This window comes from Amycolatopsis saalfeldensis (genome assembly GCF_900110575.1).
Taxonomy (GTDB): Bacteria; Actinomycetota; Actinomycetes; order Mycobacteriales; family Pseudonocardiaceae; genus Amycolatopsis; species Amycolatopsis saalfeldensis.
In genome coordinates this window covers 114,672-127,617 of the sequence record NZ_FOEF01000005.1, presented here as the reverse complement: position 1 = coordinate 127,617, position 12,946 = coordinate 114,672, and the positions used below count along the sequence as shown (strand labels likewise).

Here is a 12,946-nt window from a genome sequence, read left to right as displayed (position 1 = left end):
CTTCCGCCCGCCAGTCCCCACTTCCACACTCCAGTCCCCGCCTCCACACTCCAGCCCCCACTTCCACACTCCAGTCCCCGCCTCCACACTCCAGCCCCCCGCGCCCGCATCCCAACCGCTGCGGCCGCGCACCGCCCACCATGCCCACACACCAGCCACGATGTCCGCTCACCAGCCACCGCGCCCGCACGCCCGCCACGACGGCCGCTCGCCAGCCACCATGTCCGCACACCCGCCCGCCATGTCCGCATGCCCGCCACCACTCACCAGCCACTATGCCGGCGCGCCTGCACCCACCGAGTCAGCACTTCAGCCGCGAAGACCGCAAGCCCAGTCACCATGCCCGCGAACCCGCCGCCACGTCCGGAAGCCAAACGCCGCGGGCGCACACCGGTCGGCATCCGCGCGCCCGCTGCCACCACAACTCAGCCACCGCCACCACAAACAATCCACCGCGAAAACCGACAGCACGCCTACCGCGGCCCCACCCCCAGCCACCACGACCACAAGCCAGTCACCACGTCCACACACCTGCGCACCCACCGCCGCCGCACCCCAACCACCGTCGCCGCAAGCCAGTCGCAGGGACCCCGGGCACCCGCCAAACCGCCGCGGCCACCGCACCTCAGCCACCGCGACAGCCCGACTAGACGCCTACCGCGGCCGCACCCCCAACCACCACACGCCAGTAGCCACATGGCGCAAGCCGACTTCTCCACCGCAGCCCGGCCCCAGCCACTCGCCACCCTCTACTCCGCCACCCCATCAGCCAGTCGTTCCCGCAGCGCCCGCAAGGTCCGCAGCGTCGCCGCCAGATCGTCCGGCGCTATCCCAGACGCCACCCCATCCGCCCACTTCGCTTGGCGGCGGCCCAAGGTCGACAGGGCGGCGCGGGCTGCCGGGGTCAGGTGGAGCAATGGCGCGCGACCGTCGGCGGGATTGTCGAGCCGCGTCAGCATTCCGTTACGCAGCAAGCGGTTCACCGTCTCCTGCACGCTCTGGCGCCGCAAGCCGCGGCGGCGGGCCAGTTCGGCGGCGGAGACGGGGCCGTCCTCCAGAAAGCCGACCACCTGCCACTGCGTCGCAGTCAGCCCGACCTCGCCCGCCAGCACGTCGCCGGCCGCCAGCAGGGCGCCGTTCGAGAGGAAGACCTCGTTGACGAGTCTGGTGAGTGTTTCGGCTCGGGCGGACCTCCGTGTCATACCTGCTAGCCTCGCACATCGACAGGCACCTGTCGAAATGAACGGAGCCGACCGATGAACAACCCCACCCGAGGCGAAGCGCACAGAGCCCTCACCGCGCTCGTCGGCGATTGGGCCGGTACCGAGGAGCTCGCCGCGTCACCGTGGGCGCCCGCCGCCATCGCGACGGCCACCTGCCAGTACCGGCCGGCGCTCGACGGTTTCGCCGTGCTGCAGGACTACGAGCAGACACGCGAAGACGGATCAAAACTGTTGGGCCACAACATTTTCACCGTCGACCCGGAAACCGGCGAGACCCTCTGGTACGGCTTCGACAGCTACGGTTTCCCACCCGCCGCACCCGGTCGCGGCGGGTGGACGGGAGGCACGCTGCACCTGGAAAAGACGACCCCACGCGGCGTCGCCCGTCATCGGCTGACGCCGGAGGGCGACGTCCTCACCCACGAGATCGACGTGAACCTCGGCCAGGCCACCGAGTTCACCCCGTTCCTGCGCGCCCGCTACACCCGCGAAGCCGAGCAGCCCAACGCGGTCGAGGAGTGAAACACTGAAACCATGAGCGAGTCCATGATCGAGGCCAACGGCGTGACGCTCTGTCACGAAACGTTCGGCGACCCCTCAGGGCGGCCGCTGCTGCTCATCATGGGCCTGGCCGCACCGATGATCTGGTGGGACGACGAGTTCTGCGAAGGCTTGGCCGCCCGCGGCTTCCGCGTCATCCGCTTCGACAACCGGGACGTCGGCCGGTCGTCACGGATGGCCGGGCGCGCGAACCTGCCGCGCGCCTACCTGCTGCGATCCGCCCCTTACACGATCGCCGACCTCGCCGACGACGCCGCCGGCCTGCTCGACGCGCTCGACATCAAGCAAGCGCACGTAGCCGGCGCGTCGATGGGCGGCATGATCGCGCAAACGCTCGCCATCCGCCGGCCGGAGCGCGTGCTGTCGTTGACGTCGATCATGTCCACCACCGGCAACCGGCTGGTGGGCCGCCCCAGCCCCCGCGCCGCGGCGATGATGCTGGCAGCGCAACCGCGCACACGCGAGGAGTACGTCGCGCTGCTGCTCAAGACGTTCCGCCTGATCGGCTCGCCGGGCTACCCGTTCGACGAGGACCGAATGCGCGAGCGCGCCGAACGAACCTTCGACCGCGGCGTGCACCCTGGCGGCGCCATCCGCCAACTGGCCGCCATCGTCTCGACCCGCGACCGCACGTCCGCGCTGCGCCGGCTCGACGTCCCGTCCCTCGTCGTCCACGGCACGCAGGACCCCCTGGTCCACGTCTCCGGCGGCCGCGCCACGGCCCGCGCCCTGCGCGCCGACCTGGACGTCGTCCCCGGTATGGGCCACGACCTCCCGCGCGAAGCCTGGCCCCGCGTCATCGACGGCATCACCCGCATCGCCGACCGGCCCGCCACCAATCCCTGACCCGAACTCTGGACGCCAACAGGGTCACCCGGCGAGCGTCACCGATCCCAAGTGGGAGAAATGGGCAGCCACGCGGGAGCCCGGGCGCAGGTCCACCGCGTCGGTGAGGCCTCCCGTCAGCACCAGCCAGCCTGGTTCCAAGGCGAGGCCGCGGGCTCCCAGCGCGTTCGCGGCGAGGGCGAGTGCCTCGGCGGGATGGCCCTGGACGGCGGCGCCCGTCGCGGTGTCGACGATCTGGCCGTCGACTTCCAGCAGCGCGGCCTCCAACGAAAGGTCCATTGAGGACGGTGGCAGGCCGACCGGGCCGAGGGTGAACGACGCGGACGAACCGTTGTCCGCCACCACGTCCGGCAGGGTGAACCGGTAATCGGTGTAGCGGCTGTCGATGATCTCGATCCCGCCGTAGACGTGGGAGACCGCGGCCAGCGCCGTCGCCGCCGTCACGCCCGGCCCCGCGAGGCGACGGCCCAGCACGAAGATCAGCTCAGGTTCGGCGCGCGGGTGGATCAGCCGCGGGACGGGAACGCCGGCGGGCAGCACCATCGCGTCGGTCAGCCAGCCCAGCAAGGGCTCGTTGATGCCCATGCGCTGCTGTTTCGCGCGCGAGGTGAGCCCGAGCTTGACGCCCACCAGCGTTTCGCCGCGCTCCCGGCGCAGGCGCAGGGCCTCGTCCTGGATGGCGTACGCCGTCGCGACGTCCAGCTCGGGCCACGACTCGGTCAACGGCGCGCGTGCTTCCGTCCTGGAGAGCAGCTCCGCGGCCGCCTCGCGGATGCCGGAACTCATGCGTCCTCCCCGGAAAACACGGCAGTCACGCTGCCAAGGCCGGCCATCGTCGCGACAACAGTGTCGCCGGGACGCACCGGATGCGCCCGGGTCATCGAGCCCGGCAGCACCACGTGCCCCGGCTCCAGGGTCACGCCGAGCGGGCCGACGGTGTTGGCCAGCCAGACGAGCGCGTTGATCGGCGAGCCCAGCACGGCACCGCCCGCGCCGGTCGCGACCAGCTCCCCGTTCACGTGCAGGGTGCAGCCCGCGAGCCGGAGGTCGACGTCGCCGAGTGCGGTCGGGCGGCTGCCCAGCACCACGCCGCCCGACGAAGCGTTGTCGGCGATCGTGTCGACGAGCGCGATGCGCCAGTCCTTGATGCGTGAGTCGACGATTTCCAGCGACGGCAGCACGAAGTCGACCGCTCGCACGGCGTCGGCGACCGTGACCCCAGGCCCGCGCAGCGGCGCGCCGAGCACAAACGCCACTTCCGGCTCGATCCGCGGCTGCAGGAATCTCGTGGTCGGAATCGGCTGGTGCTCGAGGTGGAACATCGACCCGGTCAGGTGCCCGTAGTCGGGCTGGTCGACGCCCATCTGCCGCTGCATCGCGGCCGAGGCGAGGCCCACCTTGTGCCCGCGGACCGGGTCACCGGCGTCGGCCCAGCGGCGCACCAGCTCCTGCTGGATCCGGTACGCGTCCTCGGCGGTCGCGCCGGGGAAGGCGTCGACAAGAGGATCGATCGGCTCGCGCGTCTCGTGCGCGCGCTCCAGCCGGGCGACGGCTTCCTTCAGTTCGCTGGCGTCCATGAGCCCCTTCCGACCCGGCGAACTCTGCCGCGCCGGGTCCGCGCGGGCAACACCTCCGTTCCGCTGGACGGGACGAAAATCCTCTCGCTCAGCAATCTCTTGCTCGCGAGAGATTTCTGGCGTACCGTTTCGGAACACAGGCCCCAGAGAGGACGTGACCCCGATGGCACCCACCGAGTCCGAAGTCGCGAAGCTCGCCGAAGCCCGCGACCGGTTGCGGGACAAGCACCTTCACCCCGCGGCCGAACGGCCCGCCACCAGCGGCCGCGGCATCCACCACACGGCGCTGATCTCCAGCGACGTCGAGCGGACCATCGCGTTCTACCAGGACATCCTCGGCTTCCCGCTCACCGAGCTGTTCGAGAACCGCGACTACCCGGGGTCCAGCCACTTCTTCTTCGACGTCGGCAACGGCAACGCGCTCGCCTTCTTCGACCTGCCGGGCCTCGACCTCGGCCCGTACGCGGAAGTGCTCGGCGGGCTGCACCACCTCGCGCTGTCCGTGCCGCCCGAGCGCTGGGCGGAGCTGCGCAGCCGGCTCGACGACGCCGGCGTCGCCTACCAGCTGGAAAGCAAGACGTCGATCTACTTCCCCGACCCGGACGGCGCCCGCATCGAGCTGATCGCCGACGACCTCGGGGAGATGTACGGCTCGAAGATCGGCTGAAGCCGTGGTCGGCGCGGCCTTCCTCGCTTACCCTGTGGCGCGAGAAGAGGGAGAGCCATGTCCGATTGGTCTTCATCCCGGGCGAAGGCGCGAGTGGACCACCGCGAGCACCTGGACGAACTGGTCGCCCGCATCCGTTTCGAGGTGCGGCTGCACCTGAACGAACCCGCCGCGCTGAGCGCGTACGACGAGCTCACCGACGTCTTCACCACCGGCCACGGCGAGTGCGCGGCCCTGCTCAGCCACCGGCGGGTGCTCCCGTGGTGGGAGCGGCGGCTGCTCGTCCGCTTCGCCCGTCGCTTGCACGGCAAGGCAATCGTGGGCAGCGTCGCCGATGTGCCGGCCGGCGCGCAGGCCGAGGCCGTCCGCGGCTTCCGCACGGAGATCGCCCGCCTCGCCCCGGATTCCGGCGACACGGGCGCCCGCTACGACCTGCAGGGCCGCGGTCTGGCCACGGTGTTCCGCATCGCCCTCGGCGTCAGCGGCGAGGTGTGGCCGGACCGGCACGACGTCGCCACCACCTCGGCCCGCAACATCCTGACCTGCACGAGCGCGTTCCTGCGACGCAAGCCCTGGCACCTGGTCTGGCCGGTTTACCGGGTCCGCGGGCTGCGGCTGTGGAAGCTGTGACCCGCCCGCGGAATCCCCGCCCCGCCGAGGGCGTTCCACCGGCATGACCCCCGAAGAGATCCTGGCGAGCGCGAACACGATCGCGGTCGTGGGCCTGAGCCGCGACCCGGCGAAGGCGGCCCACGGGGTGCCGGCGACCCTGCAGGCACACGGCTTCCGCATCATCCCGGTCCACCCGTCGGCGACGGAGCTGCTGGGCGAGAAGGTCTACCGGTCCTTGAAGGACATCCCGGAGCCGGTGGACCTCGTCGACGTCTTCCGCCCGTCCCGCGAAGCCGCGGGCATCGCGGCGGACGCCGTGGCCATCGGCGCGAAAGCACTGTGGCTGCAGCAAGGAATCGTCTCCGCCGAGGCACGCCGAATCGCGGAGGACGCGGGCCTCGAGTACGTCGAGGACCGCTGCACGGCCGTGGTCCGGGCGGTCGGGGCGATCTCGAAGAACTGACCTGCGCCGGGCGACTGCGGCCGGCTGCGCCGTGAACCGGGCCGCGGCTGGGCATTGCGGCATTCGGCACCGGCTCCCGGGTCAGGTCACGAGCCGATAGCCCACCCCCCGGACCGTCTCGATGGTGTGGGTCCCGAACGGCGCGTCGATCTTGCGCCGCAGGTAGCCCACATAGACCTCCACCACGTTCTCGTCACCCTCGTAGTGCGCGTCCCAGACGTGGCCGAGGATGTCGTTCTTGGTCAGCGCCGCGCCCTGGCGCCGCAGCAGAAACTCCAGCAGGCCGAACTCGCGCGCGGTCAGCTCGATCCGCTTCTCTCCTCTGTGGACGGTCCGCGCCGCCGGGTCGAGCCGGAGGTCACCGGCTTCGAGCACGGCGGGACGGGCCGGCGCGCCGCGGCGGAGCAACGCGCGCAGGCGGGCGACGAGCACGACGAACGAGAACGGCTTGGACAGGTAGTCGTCGGCTCCGAGGTCGAACGCGTCGGCCTCGTCGTACTCGCCGTCCTTGGCGGTGAGCATCAGCACCGGCGTCCAGTTCTGGGCCGCGCGAAGGCGTTTGAGCACGTCGTACCCCGACAGCTCGGGCAGCATGATGTCCAGCACCACGGCGTCGTAGTCGTGCTCGGTGGCCGACCACAGCCCGTCGGGGCCGGTGTGCGCGACGGACACCGTGAAGCCCTCCGCGACCAGGCCGCGGCGCAGGGTCTCCGCGAGTTCACGCTCGTCCTCGACGATCAGCAACCGCATGGTCAGTCCTCCTCCGAAAGGTCGAGCCGGGGCAGCTCGATGCGGAAGTGCGCGCCGGGATAAGTGGGGTCATGGACGTCGGCGTACCGCGCGTGACCGCCGTGGCGCACCGCGATGCCGGCGACGATCGGCAGCCCGAGGCCGGTGCCGCCGTGCCCGCGCTGGCGCGAGGCGTCCAGGCGGACGAAACGCTCGAAAATCCGTTCACGGTCCGCCTCGGCGACGCCGGGCCCGTCGTCGCTGACCTCGACCACCACGACGTCGCCGTGCACCGAGCTTGCGACGCGAATCCGTTCACGGGCGTGGCCGCGGGCGTTGTCCACGAGATTGCGCACCGCGCGGCGCAGCTGTGCCTCGCTGCCGTGCACTTTCGCGGGACCGGCGCGCACCTCGATCTCGACCGGCCCTTCCGCGCGCACGCGCTCGGCCTCGGCGCGGACGATGTCGTCGAGGTCCACTTCGGTGCGCGACGGGCGGTCGGTGGTGTCGTCGGTGCGCGCGAGCACCAGCAGGTCGTCGACGAGTTCGCGCAGCCGCGCCGTCTCGCGGGTGATCACCGGGACCAGCTCGCCGGTGGTCTCGGGGTGCTGGGTCGAGACGTCGAGCGCGGTGCTGATGGTCGAGAGCGGCGAGCGCAGTTCGTGACTGGCGTCGGCGACGAAACGGCGTTGCGCGGCCTGGGCGGACGCGAGGCGGCCGAGCATCCCGTTCAGCGTGACGGCCAGGCGGTACACCTCGTCCCCGCCGGGTGGCAGCGGCACGCGCGAGGCGAGGTCTCGCGTGGAGATTTCCGCGACGGTGCGGCGCATCTGCTCGACCGGCCGCAGCGCCGAGCCGACCGCTCGGTACACCGCGAAGCCCGCGATGCCCAGCAGTGGCAAGGAAATCAACGCGAGCAGCAGGGTCAGCCGGGTGGACGCCTCGGTGACCGGTTCCAGCGACCGCGCCGAGATGACCGTGAACGGCCCGCCCGGCCCGCTCACCTCCTGCGAGACGACGCGGTACTCGCTGCCGTCGCCGTTCAGCCCGAGCGGCAGGGTCTCGACGGTTTCGTGCCCCAGCGCCGGCCGCGCCCTGGTGAGCGGCGGCTGCCCGGTGATGGCGGGGTCGCTGGCGATGGGCTTGCCCCGCGCGTCGAGCACCTGGGTGACGGCCTCGGTGTCGCCGGTGCTGGCGACGTCGCTGGCGGACAGGTCACGCGTGCCTTCCCGGACGAGCTGGATCGCCACTTGGCGGCCCGTGCTGCGCGCGCTCTCGGTGACGCTGCGGTCGAGCGACTCCTCGAGCAGCAGCACCACCACGACACACGCGGTGGCGATGGCGAGCGCCAGCGCCACCACGGCAACCGCGGTGGTGCGCATCCGAACGCCGGTAGCGGCGAGAACTTTCACATACGCAGCGTAACGGCCCCAGCCCGCCGAATCGGCAGGCAGCGGCTCAGTCATCCACATCCGGGCACCCCTGTGGACAACTCCGCCCGAACCCGCTTTTCGTCGGGGGGCGTCGGTAGGCTGGGTGTGGGACGCCCCCCGAGGAGTGCGGGGCTTGTCTGCGGAAGGGCCAGGCTGTCATCGGATTCGGCGGGGCAGGGTGGCCAGGCGTTCGGCGCGGAGGACGTCTACTTCCGAGACCTCCAAAGGGGCCAGCTCGTGCCCGAGGACCCAGGAAAGCAGGAGGTCCGCCAGTTCCGGGTTGCGGGCCAGGGCCGGGCCGTGGAGGTAGGTGCCCACGACGTGGCCCGTGACGGCGCCCTCCGTGCCGTCGCCGTTGCCGGTGCCGCGGACGACGCGGCCCAGCGGGACACTGCCTTCGCCCAGGGTGCTGGTGCCCTGGTGGTTTTCGAAGCCGGTCAGGGGGGTGTCGATCAGGCCGCCGACCACCGCGAGTTCCGCTACGGCGCGGCGGGGGGCCGGGGCCGTGACGACGTCCAGCAAGCCCACGCCCGGGTGGTCGGCGCCGTCGAGGCCGCGGAAGCGGGTGCCCAGGATCTGCAGGCCGGCGCAGACGCCGAAGACCGTCGCCCCCGTCTCCGCGGCGCGGGTCAGGCCGGGTGAGGCCAGCAGGCGGCGCGCGGCCAGCACCTGGGCCGTGTCCTCCCCGCCGCCGAGCAAATACACGTCCAATGTGGACGGAACCGCGCTGTCCAGCGCCACGGGCACGACCTCCGCCTCGTGGCCGCGCCACTGCAACCGCTTGCACAGCACCTGCGCGTTTCCGGAATCCCCATAGGTGCCAAGGACTTCGGGCAGCAGCAGTCCGATCCGGACGGTCGAGTCAGCCACTGGGGAGCCGGTCCACCAGGTCTCGGAAGGCGGTGTAGTTCGCGACGATCTCGACCCCGCCCGGCGGCAGGGAATCGATGGCACGCACCGGGTCCGCCGCGGTCCAGTGCGCCACCTCGGCATAACACAACCGCACGGCGAGGTCCGCCGAGCGCTCGCCGGTGACCACGACCTGGCGGCCGCGCAACCGTTCGAAGTGGACGTCCCACAGCCAGGACAGGTCCCGCCCGTCGGCCTCCTGCGCGTTGACCGCGACGACCACCGGGGTGTCCTCGTCCAGCACCCGCAGCGTTTCCGCCCAGCCGGCCGGGTTCTTGGCCAGCATCAGCCGCACCGAATGGCGCGTGCGGCGCACGGTCCGGTACCGGCCGCCGATGTCGGTGATCGTCCGCAGCCGGGCCGCGGCCGTGTGCGGCGGGACGCCGACGCAGTGCGCGGCCGCCAGCGCCAGCGCCGCGTTGGCCCGGTTCGCCTCGCCGGGCAGCCGCAGGTCCAGGTCGACGTCCCGGCCGCCGGGCGTCGTCACCAGCTCACCCTCCAGCACCCAAGACGGCTGCGGGCGCGCGAAACCGCACTCGCAGTGCCAGGTCGCCGCGGCGTGTTGCACCGCGCTGCCACAGCGCGGGCAGGTCGTCGCGTCACCCGACCAGCGACGGCCGGTGCCCACCCAGACCGGACGCGCGGCGGCCGACGCGGCCGACGTCACGAGCACGTCGTCACAGTTCGCGACCACCGCCGTCCGCGGCAGCAACGCGATCGCCGCCCGCAGGTCACGCTCGATGCCGCGGACCTCGCCCACGCGGTCGAGCTGGTCACGGCTCAGGTTCAGCAGCACGAGCACCGCGGGCCGCACCTGCGCGGCCACCCAGGGCACGTACGCCTCGTCGACCTCCAGCACCGCGTACGGCGCGTCGGGCCGCGCGGCCAGCGCCGCGACGACACCGTCCGGCATGTTCGCGCCGTCGCCGTTCGACGCGACGTCCGCGAGCGCCTCGAGCGCACGGGTGAGCATCAACGCCGTGGTCGTCTTGCCGTTGGTGCCGGTGACGAGCACGACGGTGCGTTCGCGGCCGAGCCGGCGCAGCACGTCCGGATCGAGCTTCAACGTCACCCGCCCGCCGATCACGCCGCCGCGGCCGAGGCCGGTGGCGCGGGAGAGCCGTGCGGTCAGCCGCCCGGTGGCGACGGACATGCGGGTGCGCAAGTGGGTAGGGGGCATCAGGACCAGACCATGACCCCCAAGCGTTGTGATTTCCCTGAGAGCGTGACTCCAGTCTCACCCTCGCGTTTGTTAGTTTCCCTAACGATCGGAGGTTGAACCATTCAGGGCAACTCTCAGCCCTGCGCAAGAGAGGTATGTGAAAGATCTTCCGCCCATACATCGGAGGTGTTAACGTCCAACCCCGCCTAGCGGAAACACGTACCGCTGAACGGGAAGACGACCTGGTGGAGGCCGACGTGGAGACGGAACGCGGGTTGGAGCAGAGCGGCACGCTGGAGCGCGGACTCGCCGTGCTCGAGCACGTCGGGCAGCACCAGGAGATTTCCACCAACGCGATCGCGCGGCAACTGGGTCTTTCCCGCAGCGCCGCGTACCGCATCGTCGGGACCCTGAAAAAGCTCGAATACCTCGAGGCGGACGGCGTCACCGGGCGCGTGCGCCTCGGCACCCGGCTGGTCGAGCTGGGCGCCCGCGCGATGGCCGCGACCGACCTGCACCGCTGCGCCCCGCGTTACCTCGCGTCGCTGGCCGAGCGCTCCGGTGAGACGACCTACCTCGCGGTGCCGGACAACGACGCCATGGTCTACGTGGCCACCGAACGCAGCGCCAGCGCCGTCACGCTCGCCTGCCGGCTGGGCACCCGGCGGCCGCAGCACGCGACGTCGCTGGGCAAGGCCTGGCTCTCCGCGCTGCCCGAGCCCGACCGGCTCGAGCGCATCCGCCGGATGAAGCTGGACAGCCTGACGCTCAAGACGATCATCGACCCCGGCCGGCTGCTGGACGACCTCGCGAAGGCGAGCCGCCGCGGCTGGGCGATCGACGACGTCGAGAACGAGCCCGACGTCGGCTGCGTCGCCGCCGCGGTGCGCGACCACTCCGGCCGTCCGATCGCCGCCATCAGCGTCGCGGGCCCGGCGCAACGGGTGCTGCGACGGGTCGAGGAACTCGGCGCGACCGTCGCGGGCACCGCCGCGGCACTGTCGCTCCGGCTCGGTTACGTCCGCAGCCGCTAGACCCTTTTCGGCCGAGGAGCGGCAAAGGAGCTGACCCGTGACCTGGATCCAGGACTACCAGCCGGCGGGCGGGCTGTGGTTCTCCGCGCTGCTGGCGGCCCTCCCGATCATCGTGCTGCTGGTCTCGCTGGGCGTGGTCAAGCTGTCCGCGCACCTTTCCGCGGCGTTGGCGCTGGTCACCGCGCTGCTGGTGGCGCTGCTGCTGTACCGGATGCCCGCCGGGCTCGCGTTCGACTCGGCGGCCATGGGCGTGCTGTTCGGCGTGTGGTCGGTCGCCTGGATCGCGTTCCACGCCGTGTACTTCCACAACGTCACGGTCACCACCGGCCGGTTCACCCACATCAAACGGGTGCTCGCGGGCTTCAGCGAGGACCGGCGGCTGCAGGCGCTGCTGATCGCGTTCAGCTTCGGCGCGCTGCTGGAAGGCGTCGCGGGCGGCGGCTCGCCGATCGCGATCACCGCCGCGATGATGGCCGCGCTCGGCTTCCCGCCGGTGAAGGCCGTGGTGCTGGCGCTGCTCGCGAACACCGCGCCGGTGGCGTTCGGCGGGCTCGGCAACCCGCTGATCGTGCTCGGCCGGATCACCGCGCCGATCATGCACCTCAAGCCGGACGAGGCGACCGCGGCGTTCTCGTCGATGGTCGGGCGCCAGGTGCCGTTCCTGGCCGTGATCATCCCCGCGTTCCTCGTCGTGGTGCTGGCCGGCTGGAAGAAGATGCTGGAGGTCTGGCCCGCCGTCGTGACGGCCGGGGTCGCGTTCGCGCTGATGCAGTTCGCGGCGTCGAACTACATCAGCGCCAGCCTCGTGGACGTGCTCGCCGCGCTCGCCGCGATGGCCGCGCTGTGGGTCCTCACGCGGTTCTGGCAGCCGAAGACCGTATGGCGCTTCGATGGCGAGGAACCGGTCAAGACGGCCGTGGAGAAGTCCGAACGCGGCGCGCTCTACGCGTGGACGCCGTACATCATCCTGATCGTGGCGATCTTCGCCTCGCGCATCGGCACGATCTTCACGCACCTGCCGTCCTGGCTCGACTTGACGAAGCTGCTCCACCGGGCCGACTGGGTGTTCGCCTGGCCGGGCCTGCACAACCAGGTGATCCAGCACGCGCCGATCACGCCCAAGGACACGCCGTACGCGGCCGCCTTCACCGTCGACTTCCTGTTCTCACCCGGCACCGTGGCCCTGATCGCGGCGGTGATCGCCGGGTTCGTGCTGGGCGCGAAGCCGAAGCAGCTGCTGGCCGCGTACCGCGCCACGCTGTACCAGATGCGCTGGGCGCTGGCGACGATCTTCATGATCCTGGCGATCGCGTTCGTGATGAACTACTCCGGCGCGACGCAGACGCTCGGCCTCGCGCTCGCCACCACCGGCGCCGTTTTCCCGCTGTTCTCCGCCTACATCGGCTGGCTCGGCGTGTTCCTCACCGGTTCGGACGCCTCGACCAACAGCCTGTTCGGCCCCATGCAGGTGATCTCCGCGCAGCAGCTGCACCTGAGCCCGGTGCTGGCCGGCGCGACGAACACCTCCGGCGGGGTGATGGGGAAGATGATCTCGCCGCAGAACCTGTCCATCGGCGCGACCGCGATCGGTCAGAGCGGCAAGGAGGGATCCCTGCTGCGCCAGACGTTCCTGTGGTCGATCGCGCTGACCGCCGTGGTCGGCGTCATCTCACTGCTTCAGGCGACCGTGCTGGAGTTCATGATTCCCTGACGCGGCCCTCCGAAACCGA

The 12,946-nt window shown here is 71.3% G+C and carries 14 protein-coding genes; 7 read left to right on the top strand and 7 right to left on the bottom strand.

The features are described 5' to 3' along the window. Positions 1–749: 749 nt before the first annotated feature. Positions 750–1,202: a MarR family winged helix-turn-helix transcriptional regulator gene (locus BMY97_RS13920; RefSeq protein ID WP_091617228.1), complete on the bottom strand. Its 453-nt coding sequence runs from the start codon at positions 1,200–1,202 to the stop codon at positions 750–752. Positions 1,203–1,256: 54 nt separating this feature from the next. Here BMY97_RS13920 and BMY97_RS13915 point away from each other — a divergent pair, with 54 nt between their 5' ends. Next, the gene (locus tag BMY97_RS13915) at positions 1,257–1,745 is read left to right on the top strand and encodes a DUF1579 family protein (protein ID WP_091617227.1); all 489 of its coding nucleotides are present in this window, start codon (positions 1,257–1,259) and stop codon (positions 1,743–1,745) included. Positions 1,746–1,757: 12 nt separating this feature from the next. Beyond that, on the top strand, positions 1,758–2,630 hold the full coding sequence (locus BMY97_RS13910; protein ID WP_091617226.1) for an alpha/beta fold hydrolase: 873 nt from the start codon (positions 1,758–1,760) through the stop codon (positions 2,628–2,630). Positions 2,631–2,654: 24 nt separating this feature from the next. Here the strand turns inward: BMY97_RS13910 and BMY97_RS13905 are convergent, their stop codons facing one another. Beyond that, a complete protein-coding gene (locus BMY97_RS13905; RefSeq protein ID WP_091617225.1) occupies positions 2,655–3,416 on the bottom strand; it encodes a 2-keto-4-pentenoate hydratase in 762 nt (253 codons plus the stop codon). Then, positions 3,413–4,207: a 2-keto-4-pentenoate hydratase gene (locus tag BMY97_RS13900; protein WP_091617224.1), complete on the bottom strand. Its 795-nt coding sequence runs from the start codon at positions 4,205–4,207 to the stop codon at positions 3,413–3,415. The genes BMY97_RS13905 and BMY97_RS13900 overlap by 4 nt, the downstream gene beginning before the upstream one ends. A gap of 163 nt (positions 4,208–4,370) precedes the next feature. On the opposite strand from BMY97_RS13900, the gene BMY97_RS13895 reads away from it, so the two are divergent. The 3 genes from BMY97_RS13895 to BMY97_RS13885 are packed head-to-tail and all read left to right on the top strand — an operon-like array spanning position 4,371 to position 5,949. Then, positions 4,371–4,874, top strand: a complete 504-nt coding sequence (locus tag BMY97_RS13895) for a VOC family protein (protein WP_091617223.1) — start codon at positions 4,371–4,373, stop codon at positions 4,872–4,874. 57 nt (positions 4,875–4,931) lie between these two features. Then, positions 4,932–5,504: a hypothetical protein gene (locus BMY97_RS13890; protein ID WP_091617222.1), complete on the top strand. Its 573-nt coding sequence runs from the start codon at positions 4,932–4,934 to the stop codon at positions 5,502–5,504. A gap of 43 nt (positions 5,505–5,547) precedes the next feature. Beyond that, positions 5,548–5,949: a CoA-binding protein gene (locus BMY97_RS13885; RefSeq protein ID WP_091617221.1), complete on the top strand. Its 402-nt coding sequence runs from the start codon at positions 5,548–5,550 to the stop codon at positions 5,947–5,949. Positions 5,950–6,030: 81 nt separating this feature from the next. On the opposite strand, the gene BMY97_RS13880 is transcribed toward BMY97_RS13885, so the two are convergent. The 4 genes from BMY97_RS13880 to BMY97_RS13865 all read right to left on the bottom strand — a co-directional run bounded on the left by BMY97_RS13880 (position 6,031) and on the right by BMY97_RS13865 (position 10,200). Next, positions 6,031–6,699 (bottom strand): response regulator transcription factor, encoded by a 669-nt coding sequence (locus BMY97_RS13880; RefSeq protein ID WP_091617220.1) that lies wholly within the window; start codon positions 6,697–6,699, stop codon positions 6,031–6,033. A 2-nt stretch (positions 6,700–6,701) separates the two neighbouring features. Further along, positions 6,702–8,060, bottom strand: coding sequence for a HAMP domain-containing sensor histidine kinase (locus BMY97_RS13875; protein WP_177231334.1), 1,359 nt, complete (start codon positions 8,058–8,060; stop codon positions 6,702–6,704). A gap of 207 nt (positions 8,061–8,267) precedes the next feature. Next, entirely contained in the window at positions 8,268–8,981 is a 714-nt protein-coding gene (locus BMY97_RS13870; protein ID WP_091617219.1) for a type 1 glutamine amidotransferase, read from the bottom strand. Further along, a complete protein-coding gene (locus BMY97_RS13865; RefSeq protein WP_177231333.1) occupies positions 8,974–10,200 on the bottom strand; it encodes a MurT ligase domain-containing protein in 1,227 nt (408 codons plus the stop codon). The genes BMY97_RS13870 and BMY97_RS13865 overlap by 8 nt, the downstream gene beginning before the upstream one ends. A gap of 239 nt (positions 10,201–10,439) precedes the next feature. Here BMY97_RS13865 and BMY97_RS13860 point away from each other — a divergent pair, with 239 nt between their 5' ends. Together BMY97_RS13860 and BMY97_RS13855 are read left to right on the top strand one after the other, a co-directional pair. Continuing rightward, positions 10,440–11,216 (top strand): IclR family transcriptional regulator, encoded by a 777-nt coding sequence (locus BMY97_RS13860; protein ID WP_091617504.1) that lies wholly within the window; start codon positions 10,440–10,442, stop codon positions 11,214–11,216. A 37-nt stretch (positions 11,217–11,253) separates the two neighbouring features. Beyond that, complete coding sequence (locus BMY97_RS13855; RefSeq protein WP_091617217.1) at positions 11,254–12,927, top strand: L-lactate permease; 1,674 nt, start codon at positions 11,254–11,256, stop codon at positions 12,925–12,927. Positions 12,928–12,946 lie beyond the last annotated feature (19 nt).